Annotated in this window: 16 protein-coding genes; 14 read left to right on the forward strand and 2 right to left on the reverse strand. The window is 37.3% G+C overall.

The genetic code is table 11. The annotated features are described in order from the left end of the window. The first annotated feature begins 17 nt into the window (after nt 1–17). From JOC73_RS06410 to JOC73_RS06475, 14 genes are all read left to right on the forward strand, one after another. On the forward strand, nt 18–1,004 hold the full coding sequence (locus JOC73_RS06410; protein WP_243427874.1) for a peptidylprolyl isomerase: 987 nt from the start codon (nt 18–20) through the stop codon (nt 1,002–1,004). A gap of 162 nt (nt 1,005–1,166) precedes the next feature. Next, nucleotides 1,167–1,718 (forward strand): stage V sporulation protein T, encoded by a 552-nt coding sequence (gene spoVT / locus JOC73_RS06415; protein ID WP_330613134.1) that lies wholly within the window; start codon nt 1,167–1,169, stop codon nt 1,716–1,718. 129 nt (nt 1,719–1,847) lie between these two features. Beyond that, on the forward strand, nt 1,848–3,446 hold the full coding sequence (locus JOC73_RS06420; RefSeq protein WP_204401321.1) for a putative polysaccharide biosynthesis protein: 1,599 nt from the start codon (nt 1,848–1,850) through the stop codon (nt 3,444–3,446). A 17-nt stretch (nt 3,447–3,463) separates the two neighbouring features. Next, nucleotides 3,464–4,942 carry a bifunctional methyltransferase/pyrophosphohydrolase YabN gene (gene yabN / locus JOC73_RS06425; RefSeq protein WP_204401323.1) on the forward strand — a complete coding sequence of 493 codons (1,479 nt, stop codon included), beginning with the start codon at nt 3,464–3,466 and terminating at the stop codon, nt 4,940–4,942. A 107-nt stretch (nt 4,943–5,049) separates the two neighbouring features. After that, complete coding sequence (locus JOC73_RS06430; RefSeq protein WP_204401325.1) at nt 5,050–5,328, forward strand: HU family DNA-binding protein; 279 nt, start codon at nt 5,050–5,052, stop codon at nt 5,326–5,328. Nucleotides 5,329–5,492: 164 nt separating this feature from the next. Continuing rightward, nucleotides 5,493–5,738, forward strand: coding sequence for an RNA-binding S4 domain-containing protein (locus JOC73_RS06435; RefSeq protein WP_204401327.1), 246 nt, complete (start codon nt 5,493–5,495; stop codon nt 5,736–5,738). Between the two features lie 86 nt (nt 5,739–5,824). Beyond that, the gene (locus tag JOC73_RS06440; RefSeq protein WP_204401329.1) at nt 5,825–6,835 is read left to right on the forward strand and encodes a SpoIID/LytB domain-containing protein; all 1,011 of its coding nucleotides are present in this window, start codon (nt 5,825–5,827) and stop codon (nt 6,833–6,835) included. Between the two features lie 73 nt (nt 6,836–6,908). Next, the gene (gene yabP, locus JOC73_RS06445; RefSeq protein WP_243427871.1) at nt 6,909–7,205 is read left to right on the forward strand and encodes a sporulation protein YabP; all 297 of its coding nucleotides are present in this window, start codon (nt 6,909–6,911) and stop codon (nt 7,203–7,205) included. Between the two features lie 111 nt (nt 7,206–7,316). Continuing rightward, nucleotides 7,317–7,823 carry a spore cortex biosynthesis protein YabQ gene (gene yabQ, locus JOC73_RS15475; protein ID WP_243427875.1) on the forward strand — a complete coding sequence of 169 codons (507 nt, stop codon included), beginning with the start codon at nt 7,317–7,319 and terminating at the stop codon, nt 7,821–7,823. 29 nt (nt 7,824–7,852) lie between these two features. Continuing rightward, the gene (locus JOC73_RS06455; RefSeq protein ID WP_204401333.1) at nt 7,853–8,152 is read left to right on the forward strand and encodes an FtsB family cell division protein; all 300 of its coding nucleotides are present in this window, start codon (nt 7,853–7,855) and stop codon (nt 8,150–8,152) included. Nucleotides 8,153–8,250: 98 nt separating this feature from the next. Beyond that, nucleotides 8,251–8,673 carry a S1 domain-containing RNA-binding protein gene (locus JOC73_RS06460; RefSeq protein WP_204401335.1) on the forward strand — a complete coding sequence of 141 codons (423 nt, stop codon included), beginning with the start codon at nt 8,251–8,253 and terminating at the stop codon, nt 8,671–8,673. A 92-nt stretch (nt 8,674–8,765) separates the two neighbouring features. Next, the gene (locus tag JOC73_RS06465; protein ID WP_204401337.1) at nt 8,766–9,692 is read left to right on the forward strand and encodes a Ppx/GppA phosphatase family protein; all 927 of its coding nucleotides are present in this window, start codon (nt 8,766–8,768) and stop codon (nt 9,690–9,692) included. A 272-nt stretch (nt 9,693–9,964) separates the two neighbouring features. Continuing rightward, a complete protein-coding gene (spoIIE, locus tag JOC73_RS06470; protein ID WP_204401339.1) occupies nt 9,965–12,334 on the forward strand; it encodes a stage II sporulation protein E in 2,370 nt (789 codons plus the stop codon). A gap of 288 nt (nt 12,335–12,622) precedes the next feature. Then, a complete protein-coding gene (locus tag JOC73_RS06475; protein WP_204401341.1) occupies nt 12,623–13,945 on the forward strand; it encodes a helix-turn-helix transcriptional regulator in 1,323 nt (440 codons plus the stop codon). Nucleotides 13,946–14,018: 73 nt separating this feature from the next. Here the strand turns inward: JOC73_RS06475 and JOC73_RS06480 are convergent, their stop codons facing one another. Together JOC73_RS06480 and JOC73_RS06485 are read right to left on the reverse strand one after the other, a co-directional pair. Then, nucleotides 14,019–14,582 carry an S-layer homology domain-containing protein gene (locus tag JOC73_RS06480; protein ID WP_204401343.1) on the reverse strand — a complete coding sequence of 188 codons (564 nt, stop codon included), beginning with the start codon at nt 14,580–14,582 and terminating at the stop codon, nt 14,019–14,021. Nucleotides 14,583–14,897: 315 nt separating this feature from the next. Beyond that, on the reverse strand, nt 14,898–16,394 hold the full coding sequence (locus JOC73_RS06485; RefSeq protein ID WP_204401345.1) for a stalk domain-containing protein: 1,497 nt from the start codon (nt 16,392–16,394) through the stop codon (nt 14,898–14,900). Between the last annotated feature and the right edge of the window lie 295 nt (nt 16,395–16,689).

Here is a 16,689-nt window from a genome sequence, read left to right on the forward strand (position 1 = left end):
GGTTGATTGTGGTGAAAATGCTAAGATATGGCAAAGCAATAAAGGTTTTAGCCGCTTGCCTAGTACTGATTGTATTGGCTGTGGGGTGCACTACTAAGTCTGACACATCAAAGCTGGAGGGTGATGTTGTGGCAGTTGTAAATGGGGCTGAGATTTCAAAAGACCAATTCAATAAAAATTTAGCACTATTCAAAATGGATTATGTTAATCAATTTGGTGAAGAAATGCTAAATGAAGATATGGGCTCTGGCATGACCTTATTAGAAACAATTAAAGAACAGGTTATGGAAAAGCTAGTAATGGAAGAGCTTCTAATGCAACTGGCTAAAGAAAATAAAATAGAAGTTAGTGACGAAGAAATTCAAAAAAGTTATGATGAATATTTAGTATATGTTAAAGGCAATGAAGATTTTAAGACCTTTGCCGATGAAAATGGGATAGATGAAGATTTTATTAAAGGGGAAATTAAGAAAGATAGAAGCATCACTGCATATCAAGAGCACTATATTAAAGAACTGGGAATGGATGAGGCTCAAGCGAAAAAATACTACGATGAAAATCCAGATTTTTTCATAAATGATGAAGTTAAAGCCAGACATATTCTTGTCAGTGATGAAGAATTAGCAAAGCAATTGGTAAACAGAATCAAGGCTGGAGAATCCTTTGAAGAGTTAGCCAAAGAATATTCGGAAGACCCAGGCTCTAAAGATAAGGGTGGAGATTTAGATTATTTCCCTAAAGGGGTAATGATTGCTGAGTTTGAAGAAGCTGCTTTTTCGATGGAGATTGGAGCAGTAAGTGAACCAGTAGCCACAATGTTTGGATTCCACATCATTAAAGTAGAAGACAAGAGAAGTGAAAAGAAAGACTTCGAAGAAATCAAAGCTGCTCTTGTTCAAGAATTAGAAATTAAAGACTTCCAAAAGTATGTAGAAGAAAGATTAGAAGAATCAAAAGTAACTAAGAACATGCCTCAAGAGGAAGAAGAAAAAAAAGAAGAATAAGAACGATAAAATAATACAAAAATGAGAATCCTTATATTAGGGTTCTTTTTTTCTGTAAATTTCATGAAGGGAAATTAATAAATTCCTTAAATGAATAAAATAGTGGGATTGGTAAAATAATAGATATACAATAAATTCTACTAAAATTAGGAGGTAATAGGAGTGAAGGCGACAGGAATAGTTAGACGTATAGATGATTTGGGTAGAGTTGTTATTCCAAAAGAGATTAGAAGAACATTAAGGATTAGGGAAGGGGATCCTCTAGAGATATTTACTGATAGAGAAGGGGAGGTAATACTTAAAAAGTATTCTCCTATTGGAGAACTTAATGAATTTGCGACAGAATATGCAGAATCTTTACAAGAAGCATTAGGGCATACAGCAATTATTACTGATAGAGATTCTATTATCGCTATGGCAGGGGCACCTAAAAAAGAGTACATGGACAAAAGAGTCAGCAAGTCTCTGGAAAAGCTCATGGATGAACGAGAAGTAGTATTAATGAATCAAGGGGACCAACACGTACCAATAGCTTCAGATGAGGGAGATAACGGAGCTTATGTAGCTCAGGTAATTGCACCAATCGTAACTCAAGGTGATCCAATCGGTACAGTAATCCTTTGCTCAAAGGAAAAAGGAACCACAATGGGAGAAACAGAGAAAAAAATAGCTGCTACTGCTGCTGCATTCCTATCAAAGCAAATGGAACAATAGTAAGATCCAATCCCCGGTGTAGAAGCCGGGTTTTTTTATTGGTGGTCAATGATATCGTTTTAAACTATACTTAGAAAAAGAAGTCTGCTATAATAAAGTTTGATTGAATGAGAAGTAGGAGGAGTAACCATGAAAAAAGATTCCTTTTTAAAGGGAGCTGCTATACTGGCCATAGCAGGTGTTATAACAAAAATTTTAGGTGCATTCTTTAGATTGCCATTAGGAAATGTTATTGGGTCAGAGGGGCTAGGATATTTCCAAGCTGGCTATCCTATTTATGTTTTGATTTTAGCCTTTGCATCACAAGGGTTTCCCACTGCAATATCAAAGCTTGTGTCAGAAAAAAGAGCCCAAGGAAACGCAGGAGGAGCCCATAAGGTATTTCGAACATCCTTCTATATCCTTATTTCCTTTGGACTAATTAGTTCATTATCCTTATTTTTGGGTGCTAGGTTTCTTGTTGATAAAGTGATTGCCAGCCCAAATGCTTATTATGTCATGCTGGCTTTAGCACCAGCCCTATTCTTTGTACCAATCTTGGCTGCTTTTAGAGGGTACTTCCAAGGAATGAAGAATATGACTCCGACGGCAGTATCACAAGTAGTGGAGCAGATTGGTAGGGTTGTTATAGGACTAGCCTTAGCGTTCTTTTTAGTAGATCGGGGAATCGAATTTGCTGCGGCTGGTGCGGCCTTTGGTCCATTGGTTGGAGCTGTCACAGGTTTAATCATTATTTATTTGATTTACCGTGGAAAAAGAGGCGAAATATTATCTCAGTTTGAACGATTACCAGATGAAAGTATAGAACCTACAAAGGGGATTATCAGGGACTTATTAAAGATTGCCATCCCCATTACATTAGGTAGTTCTGTACTACCTTTACTTAATATGGTGGATACCATGATTGTATTAAGAAGGCTTCAAGCCATCGGTTTTACCTATGAAGAAGCCAATAGCCTTTTTGGGCAATTGACGGGAATGGCAGCTACTTTAATTAACCTACCACAGGTATTTACAGTGGGGCTTGCCATGAGTTTAGTTCCAGTTATATCGGAGGCATCAGCTAAAGGAGATCTAGAATCTGTTCAATCAGATGCTAAATCGGCATTTAGGGTTGCATCACTAATCGGTTTTCCAGCGGCAGTAGGCTTAGGTGTATTATCAGGCCCAATCATGCAGATGCTATTCCCAAAGGAACCTGCATCCTTAGGGGAAATTATGTTGGTGCTATCTGCGGCAGTACTATTCCTCACTCAGCTACAGACCATGACAGGGATTTTACAAGGCTTAGGAAAGCCCTTTGTACCTGTTAGAAACCTTATGATTGGGGCAGTAGTCAAATTTGTTGTTACCTACACACTAACGGGCATCCCTGTTCTTAATGTAAAAGGGGCAGCCATAGGGACGATTGCAGCCTACTTTGTTGCGGCGGCATTAAACTTTATAGAGGTAAAGCGAGCCACTGGAACCCAGTTTGATATAGTTCAATTTGGTATTAAATTGCTAGCATCTGTCACGGCGATGGGATTAGTGGTCTTACTATCCTATAGACTACTTTATCCGGTTCTTGGGAATAGTATATCTACATTGACATCAATAGGTGTAGGAGCAGCAATCTATGGTATATTATTACTAATGACTGGCGCCTTAACCCAAGAGGATTTGGATCTATTGCCAGGGGGCAATAAATTATCAAAAATCCTTAAAAAAGTGAGGCTAATGAGATAAAAAAAGGAGGGGTATGGATGGGTAAAATTACAGTAGTGGGCCTAGGGCCTGGGTCAGAGGAGCATGTAACCCTAGCGGCACTGGAGGCCATGAAGCATTACCCTATGGTATACTTAAGAACCCAGCAGCACCCAACGGTATCTCTTTTAGATCGTAAAGGTATTCCCTATTCAAGCTTTGATTTTGTCTATGAAGAAATGGCGGATTTTGATGCAGTTTATGATGAAATTGTAAATCTTCTAGTGGAAAAATCGGAGAAGGAAGAGGTACTGTATGCCGTACCTGGGCATCCAAATGTAGCTGAGGTGACAGTTCAAAGATTAAAAAAGGTTTGTGATGATCGGGGAATCCATATGGAAATCCAACCCGCCATGAGTTTTCTGGATGTGATGTTACCGGTGTTAGGAGTAGACCCTGTAGATGGATTCAAGCTCATAGATGGGCTACAACTGGATCAACAGGAGCCAGACCCATCTGTTGCAAACATCATTACACAGGTATATGATCCCTTTATGGCATCACAAATAAAATTAAGACTTATGGACTATTACCATGACGAACAAGAAATTTTTGTAGTGCGGGGTGCTGGAATTCCAACGATTCAGAGGATTGAAAAGATTCTGTTATATGAGCTAGATAGACTAGATTGGATTGATTACCTCACAAGTGTGTATATACCTAAGATTGACAGTATGCAAAAAAAATACTATAATATGAATAATTTAGTGGATATCATGGAAAGATTAAGGAATAAAGATGGCTGTCCTTGGGATATTCAACAGACCCACAAGAGTTTAAAGCCCTATTTGATAGAAGAGAGCTATGAGGTGTTAGAGGCCATTGACCTAGAGGATGACTTTCTTTTAGAGGAAGAATTGGGAGATCTACTTTTGCAGGTGGTATTCCATAGTCAAATTGCCAAGGAGCGACAAGCATTTTCCATCAATGACGTTATAGGAGGCATCTCGGAAAAATTAATTTTTAGACATCCCCATGTATTTAAGGATGTAAAAGCCGATAACCTAGGTGATGCCCTTGAGACTTGGGAGGAAAGAAAAAGGCAAGAAAAGAAGATTGAAAGCTATACTGAGTCAATGGAATCAATACCCCAACACTTGCCTGCATTAATGAAGGCCTTCAAAATACAAAAGAAGGCAGCCGGTGTTGGTTTTGATTGGGACAAGTCGGAGGAAGTTATCAATAAAATCCATGAAGAACTATCCGAGCTAAAGGATGCCACTGAGGAAGGGCATAGAGAAAAGATGTTGGAAGAGGGTGGAGATCTTCTTTTTGCAGTAGTTAATTTATTAAGATTTCTTGATTTAGATCCAGAGGAAGCATTGAATAGCACCAGTAGAAAATTTATTAGCCGCTTTTCATATATTGAGAAGGCTGCAAGGGAGTCTGGTGGGGATTTAAAGGACATGACTTTGGAGGAAATGGAGGAATTATGGCAACTTGCAAAGACGGAAGGTATACATAATTTTCAAGAATGACTAAAATTAAACTTTTAAACATTAAAATTCTTCTAAAAAGAAGGAATTTCAAAAATTAAAGAGAATATGACTATACGTATTCTAATTTATTAAGGAGGTTTTTTATCGTGAATAAAGCAGAATTAGTTGCTAAAATGTCAGAAAAAAGCGCATTAACTAAAAAGGACGCTGAACTTGCATTAAATGCATTCATGGAAAGTGTTGAAGAAGCATTAGAGACAGGAGACAAAGTACAATTAGTAGGTTTCGGTACTTTTGACGTTAGAGAAAGAAAGCCAAGACAAGGAAGAAACCCAAGAAACCCAGAGCAAGTTATTGATATCCCAGCTTCTAAAGCACCAGTTTTCAAAGCTGGAAAGACATTAAAAGAAAAGATCAACGGATAATAAAACACAACTTTAAAGTGTGAAAAAGATATTTCTTTAAGAGATTAAAGGGGTATCTTTTTTGTTTATTCTAAAAAAATTAATCTGACAATGAAGGGCTTTATGGATATGATATAGAATAGATTAAATGAGAGAGTCAGGAATTGATAATAGGGGGGATTTAAATGCGTTTAGATAAATATTTGAAGGTATCTAGGATTATTAAAAGAAGAACAATTGCTAAAGAAGCCAGTGAGAATGGTCGAGTGTCCATCAATGGTAAGGTGGCAAAGCCAGGAACAGATGTAGCTGTGGGGGATATCATTGAAATTCGATTTGGAGATAAGCTTTTTAAAGCAGAAATTACTTATGTTGCAGAACATATGTCTAAGGATGGGGCAAAAGAAATGTACCGAATGATAGAAGAATAGAAAACACCTGCATACTAAAGCCTTTTTTTCAAATAATAATATCATCCAATGGATTTGATATTAAAGAGAGAACAAGGAGGTATAGTATGCAAAGCTATAGAAAGATTAGTATTTTTTTAATTGTTTTAATGTTGGTTTTTTCGGTGATTGGTTGCCAACCTGCTGAGCGACCAGAAGATAAATCAGGGGAACAAGCTGAGGGAGGCAAACAGCAGGGAGAAGTAAAAGCTCCCCCGATCCCAAAGGAAATTAATCAAGGCGACAGGGTAGAGCCTACAGTTAAAGTGTATATGACCGACACTGGCACAATTAAAGAGATTAAGTTTGAAGAGTACTTAGAGGGTGTTTTAGCTGGAGAGATGCATAATGACTGGCCTGAGGAGGCCCTTCAAGCTCAAGCCATCATTGCCCGAACCTTTGTAATGGAATTTATTACTGATAAGGGTGGTTCTAAGTATGAAGGGGCAGATGTTTCTACAGATATTGAAGAGGCTCAAGCCTGGGATGCAGAGCAAATAAATGATCGAATTAAAGCAGCAGTAAAGAATACTAGAGGTAAAGTGATTGTGTATGATGATAAATTTGTAAAGGCTTGGTTTCATGCCCATGCTGGTGGTAAGACAGCTACAGCCAAGGAAGGATTAGGCTTTGAAGATGCCGAACCTCCTTACATTCAAGTAGTGGAGTCGCCAGATTCTGAAGAAGCACCGCCAGAGGATGCTCAATGGAAGGAAACCTTTACTAAAGCAGAAATTATTGCTGCTGCTAAGGAACAAGGCCATGAGATTGGAAATTTTAACGCAATTGAAATTGCTGAAAAAGGACCCTCTGGGCGAGCTACAAAGCTTAAAATTGGGGACAAAGTTGTAGCAGCACCAGCCTTTAGGGTAGCCTTAGATAGTACTAGAATGAAATCCACCCTTTTAACTAATGTCGTTGTGGCTGGCGACAAAGTAACGATGGAGGGTGCGGGTTATGGTCATGGAGTAGGAATGAGCCAATGGGGCGCATATCAGATGGCCAAAGACGGAAAAAGCCCTGAAGAAATCATTAAGCATTACTTCAAGGATGTAGAAGTAGTAAAGCTATTCGATTAATTTTGTAGGATAGTTCTAACAGCCCCCATCCCATCATAAAAATATGATGAAGCAAAAATTATGGGGGAAGGTGATGGCTATGGAAGAACGCAAAGCAAATCGTAGCAGAAGCCATAACGTAATACTAGAAAACAGAGAGAAACTGTCTATTTCAGGAGTGGAGCATGTCAATAATTTCAATAGTGAGTTAATCATATTGGAAACTGTGACAGGAGTGATGACCATCAAAGGTTGTGATTTAGATGTGAATAAATTAAACCTAGAGGATGGAAATGTCATCATACATGGTACTGTTTACTCGTTGGTTTATAGTGATAAAGATGCCTTTGGATCAAAGGGCTCGGGTTTCTTAGGAAAATTATTTAAATAATCGTCGAAAAAATTCGACGATTATTTTTTTATGGACATTCACCTATTAGCCTGAACCAACATAGGATAATAAAGATATCATTAAAACCTTTTGAGGTGATTAAATATGGATATGTATTCAGTTTATCATGAGACTTACGTTTTACTAGGAACTATTTATGGAGGCATATTAATTGGATTCATTTATGACCTTTATAAGGTTTTTAGAGGGGTTTTTAGCCCAAAAAAACTAGCAACAAACCTTCAAGACATCCTGTTTTGGAGCATTATCACTATGGTGGCCTTTTATGTCCTTATATTTACTAACCAAGGGCAATTGAGATTTTACAATTTCTTGGGTTTTATCATTGGGGTTTTGGTGTACTATTATTTATTGAGTAAGACCATCATCCGCACGTTGGTTTTTGTCATTAGGGTAATGAAAGAATTTATGATTAACCTCTGGAATCTTTTAGTATACCCAGTAAAAGTCGGGATTTGTCTAATTTCCGTACCATGTTCCTATTGTAAGAAAAAGACAAAACCAGTATACTATAAAGCAAGGAGAGTTTTTAAGCTACCAAGGCGGATTGCTTCTGATTGCAAAAGAACTGTACTGCATTATTTTAAGAAAAAATAACTGCAAAAACAAAAGAGGAGGGCTGGACAGTGGCCAAGAAGAAGAAACGAAAATATAATAAGCTGATTTTTATGAGCATCCTGCTGTTGATGGGGGGATATGTCCTGTTCACTCTTTACGAGCAATCTAAAGAAATGGCTTACTTAGAGAATGTGAAAAAGGAATATGAAATACAGGTAACCCAGACCCAAAAAGAGATTAACCAAATTAAAAAGGATATCGAAAATGCCCACAGAGATGAGTACATAGAGAAGGTGGCAAGGGAGCAATTGAAGATGATTGGTAAAAAGGAGATTATCTTTGTAGATCTGGGAAAAAGAGAAAGGTAAAAAAGGGTATACCTTTTACATGCATTGTGTTATAATACATATTGTATGACAAAACTAGTATATAATGTTGATACTTTAGAAGGAGGAATAGTAAGTCTATGCCGGTAGAGGTAGGAAAAATTCTAGAGGGTACAGTTTCTGGAATTACAAACTTTGGAGCCTTCATTGATTTAGGAGAAGGAAAAACAGGACTTGTGCATATTTCGGAAGTTGCAAATGATTACGTCAAGAACATTCATGAATACCTGAAGGAAAAACAAACTGTGAAGGTTAAGGTATTATCTGTTGAGAAGGACGGGAAGATTAGTTTATCCATTAAACAAGCAGCTCCACCAAAGAAGAAAAGCGTAAAACCTGCTGAATTTGATTGGGCAAAGCCAAATGAAACGGAAACTTTATCTTTTGAAGATAAGATTAATCGATTCTTAAAGGATAGCGATGAAAAAATGCAGACATTAAAGAGCAAAAGCAAGAGTAACCGTAGAGGTAATGGTCATTCAAAGAAAGCATTTAAAGAATAAATTCAAGCCGGTCTTCCGGCTTTTTTTATTACCAATAAATAGATAAGTAGAGTTACATACTAATTAAAACAACCTATGGGGGGATGATCAAAATGAAGAGGTACGCAACCATTGATATAGGTACCAACTCTATGAGATTATTATTGGCGGAGGTAGATGGACAACAAATCCTTCACCGACAAAAACATTTAAATACCACTAGAATCGGAAAATCAGTAGATCAAGATGGGCGAATTACTTCAGAAGGATTACAGACAAACCTAAAGGCGTATGTTGATTTTGTAAATCAAGCTAAACAGTGGGGAGCAGAGGACATATGGGCAATCGCCACCAGTGCTGTCAGGGATGCTGAAAATGGTCAAGAATTTGCAGATGAAGCCCATCATGCCACTGGAGTGAAGATTGAGATTATAGATGGAAAACAAGAAGCCATATTAGGTTACCAAGGAGTACTAATGGGATTAAAGGAGCCTTTGCCACAGGTTTTTTTAATAGATATTGGTGGAGGCAGTACAGAGCTAATTATTGGAGACGATAAGCGCATCATAGAAGCCAATAGTTATAATATAGGTGCTGTAAGGATGACGGAAAGATGGATCACCACTGATCCGCCAGTAGATAATGAAATTAACGACCTTGTAGAGGAAATCACCCGCATCCTAGAGGAACCCCTAAAGAGCTATCCCAGTAATCTAGAGCATATTATAGGGATAGGAGGTACAGCTACAACCATAGCTGCCCTACATCAAGCATTAGTCCCCTATGACCCTGACAAGGTCCATGGATATAAACTGGGGTTACAGGAGATTGCTGATTTGAGGGGCAAAATAAAGCTTCTATCAAATGCTGAAAGAAGGCAACTGAAGGGATTGGAGCCAAAACGGGCTGATATCATAGTGGCAGGAATCACCATTATGATTACTGCCATGGAGCTATTGAAGATTCCTGAGCTAATGATTAGTGAATATGACAATCTAGAAGGGCTTCTATGGAGCAAAGTAAATGGAAGAAAAGTTTAAATAGTTAAAAAAATAATCCTGTAGTATATGCAGGATTATTTTTTTTATTCTGAAAAAATAAAAAACTGTTCTCCAACACCCCCCAGTAGTCGTCAAAAATTAAAAAGGAATCTTCAATTTAGCTGTCTGACCATCCATGTATATGATAGTTTTTGTCTAACCATCATAAGGATTGTCTAAAAATTCTGTGGGGTTGTCCACGATTCTTGACAAATCTCTCAAGGGATTTCTGATAAACTCGTCCTAAGAAATTAAATAAGGATGGTGTCAATATGGCAGAAAGATCAACTACTTATCTACAAGAGAGAAAAATGCTAGCAATATTCAACCAAAAGAGTATTCTACTATTACATATGGTGGCCTTTCTATTGGGGAGAGCAGGGATATTGGGGACGCTAACCCCCTTTGGAATAGGATTTTATACAGCCCTTTGCCTTAAAAATAAAAAATACATAACGGTTGCAGTTGTCACCCTAATGGGGATTATGACAGTGCAGGGGGTTAATGGCAGTATCCCCTATGGAATAACATTAGGGGCAATCGTTTTAGCCTTCAATTATTTCCTGAGCACTAGAAAGTATCGAGTCATATCAGTTGCCTTTATTAGTGGGTCAATTTATTTAGTAGTCGCAACGACCTTTATATTGATAAACAATTTTTATCTTTATGATTTGATGATGGCTGTATTTGAAGCCTTGGTTATTTTTGTTGTGGTATACATATCCTCATTTGCAATTCCCATTGCCCTACAAAAAAATCATCGAAAAATATTGGCAACGGAAGAAATTATCTGTGTTGCCATATTAATGGCCCTAACCCTATCAGGGGTAAATGATGTGGAAGTACTAGGTGTGTCCTTAAAAAATATACTAGGAATTCTCATCACAATTATATTTGCCTACAATGGTGGTGCCAGTGTGGGGGCATCGGTGGGGGTAACTTTAGGACTGATCACCAGTATGTCCACCAATGGTATGCCTCCGATCATCATTGGAATATTTGCTTTTTCAGGTCTGCTGGCGGGAATTTTCAAAGATCTTGGTAAATTTGGAAGTGCTTTTGGATTCCTTTTAGGAAATACGATTTTGACTTTTTATATCAATGGTTACTATGAGGTGTTTATACAGCTGAAGGAAGTGTTGGGTGCCTTTGTATTGTTCCTAATCATACCAGGGTCCTGGATTTTACAGCTTCAAAAATATAGTAGCCCTGCTTTGGGGATCATTCATTCCAGTAGAAGCTATGGAGATGAAATGAAAAAGCGGATTTATGAAAAATTATCGGATTTTTCTCAAACCTTCTCAGATTTATCAGTTACTTTTGAAAATATGGCAGAGCGGGTAGAGGCCTTTGGACAGGATGATCTGTCAAAATTGATTGAAAAGATGGCAGAAGGTGTATGTAGGGACTGTGGTATGAGGAGAAATTGTTGGGAAAGCAATTTTTATAATACATATCAGGGGATGTCGGATTTATTAGTATTGATTGATACGAGGGAGCAGTTGGATAGCAAAAGTCTTCCTGATCAAATAAAGAAAAGATGTGTACGCCCAAAAGCAGTAATTGAAAAAATGATTACCCTATACGATTTAAGCCGAGTGAATATGATCTGGAGAAAAAGGCTATTGGAGGGGAAAGAGTTAGTAGGAGAGCAGCTAAAGGGAATGGCAAATGGTATTCAGTCCTTAGCAGAGGAGCTCAATAGTGAAATCGTCTTTGATACAGAGCTGGAGGACAGTATCTATGTAGAATTGGATAAAGCGGGACTATCGGTAAATAGATTGTTGGTATCCACCAATGAAAAGGGAAAACTGGAAGTTACAATAGAAAGAAGGCCCTGCTACGGAAGAGAGGACTGTGTAGAGAACTATATACCGGTGATTTCCCGTGCAGTAGGTTATCAGCTAAGTAAAAAGAATCATAAGTGCAACAATCCCCATAGCCATGGAAGCTGTAGCTTTACTTTAGTAGAGGCAAACAAATATGCTGCCTTAACAAAGGTGGCCAGGGCAACCAATGAAGGAAACTTATTATCTGGAGACTCCTATACATTTATGGAAATTAAAAATAATGAGTTCTTAGTTGCCCTCAGTGATGGAATGGGAACTGGTGAAAAGGCTCATCTTCAATCCAGTGCTACGATTGCTATGCTAGAAAAGATGATGGAAGCGGGCTTTAGGCAGGAAATGACCATTAAGACCATCAACTCCATGTTGATGCTAAAGTCCTCGGAAGAGATCTTCTCTACAATAGACATGACCACCATCGACCTCCATGAAGGACGGGCAGAGTTTGCAAAGATAGGCAGTGCACCTGGATATATTAAAAGAAGCGATGGAAAGGTTGAAGTAATTAATCCTGCCAGTCTACCAATTGGTATTTTATCTGATATAGATGTTGAGCAGAATTACAAAAACCTGCAGGATGGCGACTTTATCATTATGATTTCAGATGGAATTATTGAAGTAAATAAAGAAGAAGGGGAGGATTGGGTAGTAAAATACTTAAAGGAGTCTGTGACAAGAAATCCACAGGAGTTGGCAGATAAAATACTCCATCAAGCCCTACAATACACAGGAAACAAGCCAGAGGATGATATGACAGTATTGGTCACAAAAGTCTGGAAAACAAGAGTACAGTAGTCGCATTCAATTCACAAAATAGCCTTATAATGGGAGATTTATTAATCCTGTTATAGGGCTTTGTTAACTTTAATGAATAAATATGCATAATTATAGAAAAATAGGCCATGGTCGTTTCGGTTAAAATTTATAAATTATAATTAAACCATTGAAATTGGGCGAAATATTTAGTATATTTAAGTATGAGTAGAATTGCTAAATAATTTTTTATGAGTTATTATTAGACCTAGACCCAGTATATTGTTATAGTGTAAACTGGGTTACTTAGAAAGGAGTATAGTATTAAACATGGAAATATTAAGTGCAGGTGAGAAAATAAAAAAACTCCGATGTGATCTTGGGTTAAAACAAGATGACGTTACAAATGAAGAAGTTACAAAGAGTTTGATTAGCATGATTGAAAATAACAAGCGTAGTTTAAGTTGGAATACTGCACAAATAATTGCAGGTTGCTTAAACCGATACTATTCCGCTCTAGGTAAGGAAATAACTCCTGAATTTTTAATGGAAACGGAAATGGAACAAGCTCGGAAAATAATCGAAGGGGAAATCCTTCATTTACAGCCGATCATCAAGACTGAAAATGTTGATGAAACCCTTATCAATCGTTCATTTGAGAAGATGGTGGATTTAGCTAATCAATGGGGTCTACAAAAGGAAATTGCGGATCTTTATATACTAAAGGGCCAGTACTATTACTACAGTTTTCAATACAATAAAGCCCTGAAGGACTATTCAGATGGGCTAGAGTACTATATGGCCGCAAAGGACTACGGACAAGTAGCCCATATTTACAACTTAATAGGAGCCACTTATCATAAGATGATGTTGATGAACCAAGCCCTACTATATTATTCCAAAGCCTATGATATGGCAGTGGCCAATAAAGTTGAAAATATAGATGTGATAAAGGTAGAATCTATATTTAATCAAATTCTCTGCTATAGAAAAATTCATAAATATGATATGGCCCTTCAACAAATCTATATATTTAAAGAGTTAAAGTCAGATGAGGAGAATTTCAACACTAGAATGGACAATGTCATTCTTATGGAGGCCAATATCCATAGGGATTTAAAGAACTACGAGCGGGCAGAGAGGATGTACAATAGGCTTTTAGCAAAGGGAGATCGACTAGAGCCATATACATTATTCTTGGTATATGAAAATTTAACAACCCTATTTAGGGAATTAGGGCAAATAGAAAAAGCACTGAAATACATTGAAGGTGCATTAGAACTAAAAGAACGGGTATCAATGAATTACTTACCAAATCTGTATTTGCAACAAGCTAAATGTTTTATGCAATTAGGAGAAGACCAGAGGGTGATATCGATTCTAGAAAATGGGATTCTACTCGCTGAAACCCTCCCGAAAAAAGACATGGTTATTGATCTTCATTTTGCCGCTGTCCAAGCCTACGGAAAACTTAAGGATTACCAAAATGCCCTAAGACATTTGCGAAAATCTGAAAGAATTATTGTGGATAAAGACCTTCAACACCATATGAGTGAATTGAATAGCTTCTATATTGAAGTATATCTTGCCATGGATGAAAAACATAAGTGCATGGAATACATTACACGAATGAGGAATGACTATCTAAACTAAACGATCATAAATTAGGCTATATAATCAAAAAAACTCCTTTCTTTTGAAGGGAGTTTTTGGTATTCTAATGGAATTATTTAATTGGGACAAATAGAGCCTCCCGTAGTAATATGGCCACTTCACCACGATTCAGTACACGTTTTGGTTCGGCAGACAAGTGCTTAGTAATACCTAATTTGTTGGCTACATCAATGTGACCAGTAGGCCACTGACCAATAGCTTCGGCATCATAACCCAATACCCTCACTAGGATAGTAATCACCTCTCCATAGGTGATGTTACCAGAAGGGCGATAAGTGTTGTCTACTTCGTACCCTTTAACCCAATTGCTTGCTGCAGCGATACTGATATCGTAGTAGGCCCAATGGGAGGATTTAACATCGGTGAATTTGATGGCTTGAAGGGCTTCCTTAGAAATATTTTGAGGTCCAACAATTCTTACCATTGTGGCTGCGAACTCTGCGCGGGTAATAGGACGTTCTAGACCCAAAGAGCCATCGGCATATCCCCTGTATACATTAATATCCTTTAGGAATTCCCCAGCTTCCAATTGCAGAGAAGTATTATCACTGGCGGCACTTACTAAGCTTAAAAGGAAAACAAAGCATAGGGTTAAAGCAATCATTTTTTTTGTCAATTCAACACCCCTTTTCTTCAGTTACTAGTAAAATTATATCAAAAAAACCAAGTTTCCAATATTAAACTTTCATGACAATTATGCATCATTAATTAATAATTATAAACAGTCATTAAATTCTGTTTACTTTGCATGATAAAAATAAACAGGACAGAAAAAAAGCCCCCCATGGGATCCATGGGGGGAGTCTTGTGTCAGATTAAGGGTGTTATAAACTTACATACTAATTTTATTAAGAAAAGAGATGTTTGATATTAGTATATAAGTTTCTAACAAAGCGACCACCACGAAATCAAAGATTTCGGGTGTCTGCTTTTATTCAAAGATAATTGGTTGTAGTGTTCTAGGGCTGTAGATGTCAGTTCTAAAGAATTCTAAGCTGGTAACGGGTACAAGATTTTTATCAACGACTGTACCAAAGATATCCACGTCCCAATTGGTGTTAATATGATACAACGGCCCTTGTACAAAGGATCTAAAGCTAAATTCTCCATTGTTTACGACATTCCTCCAAGCTGCAGAATCAATAGAGAAGTCACTTTCCATAATGATTTCAAAGGAACCGCTATGGCCCTCGTTTACCGTATAAGTGAAGCTGAAGGTATTTCCCCCATAATAGAATTTACCAAAACGATGATTTAGCTCATCCTCCAGCTCATCCAGTAAATCCACCGAGTGCAATTGATTTTCCTCGAAGCTAAAGCGAAGTTTTGTTTCCTTCTTGGTACCGGTAACTATCCTACCATTGATATTCACATGGTCATAGAGCTTATCTACTTCAGATTTCAGACGATTCAAGTACTGGATTTTCAAAGAAGGACTCCAACTATCAAAGCTTTCCTTATAGGAAGCGATGATATCAATATCATTTTGGCTAACAAACACTTCATAAGTAAAAGTAGAGCTATTGTAATATTTAAGCTTACTGTTGAGGGCATTTTCAATAGCAACTCCATCCACCATTGAATTCTTTTTATGATCCGCCAGCCTGAAATCAAAGAATAAATGATTACCTCTAGTCCAATAGCTAGCATATTCAGTTCCATAATTAAAGTTAGATTGACGAATATCCCCATCTATTTCAGCGTGGGGATTAAGCAATTCTCTAGTGACATAGAAAATATCATCCACCCAATTTTCAATATCCCTACGGTTCAAGCTACTCCATTTCGTTGTTTGGGAGCTGTCAAAAACAGCAGAAAAAATATATTTACTGCCCCCTACGTATCTAAAACGGATACTCATGGGGATGTTCTGTAGCGTCCTAAAATGTTCTTTTAAATAAGCTTCCATTTCTGGGGCAGTTTTAATTTTCTGGTAGGGGAATTCTGACTCCTTTAGTATTTGAATTTTCCTTTCAAGCTCTGTTATTTGGTTTCTCAAGCTGTAGACCTCAAAGTTATGCTGATACTGGTCATGATGAGCTTCAATATTTTGGGGCTTGGAGGATAAGGATTGAAGGTTCTTACGTAATCCTTTAATCTCACTAATAAAGGTCTTATTCTTTAAGATCGTATCACTACCCTCAAGAAAAGGATTGTGGTTGGTCTTAAGGCTAATGGTATTTGTGGCCTGATTTAACTCATAATTAAGATATAGATAATCAGATACTTCCCGTATCGGGACATATACCTCGTTATTATAAATAAACACATCGTTATTTAAGTGTACCTCAGAATCATTTACCTGCAATTTAAAATGATCAAACCAAGCCGTAATGGAACGACTGTAGGATTCAGTAAAGGCAGGAGTAGTCAGTAAAGAAAACAGCAATAAGATTGTGACTGCCATGGTGATTGATTTTTTCCCCATTAAAATAATACCTCCTTCGTTGTTAGTATTTATATAAATTATATCGGATAAAAAGGGAAAAACTGTAGACCATTGTTCCTAAAATGTTTCAATTTAATGACAAAAGTCGAAGGAGGAAAGAAATTGGAGATTGCCTATGGTATAATATAAAAAATAACTATGCTACCAGAATATACTACTATAAATTAATGGTAATTTTACCGATAAAATAGATACAAGGAAGAAATAACTTTTACATAGATGAATTTACTACAAATGAGTTAAATGAAAAATAATCAACAGAGGAGAAATAGGA

Origin of the sequence: Alkaliphilus hydrothermalis, assembly GCF_016908555.1 — a bacterium.
GTDB lineage: Bacteria > Bacillota > Clostridia > Peptostreptococcales > Natronincolaceae > Alkaliphilus > Alkaliphilus hydrothermalis.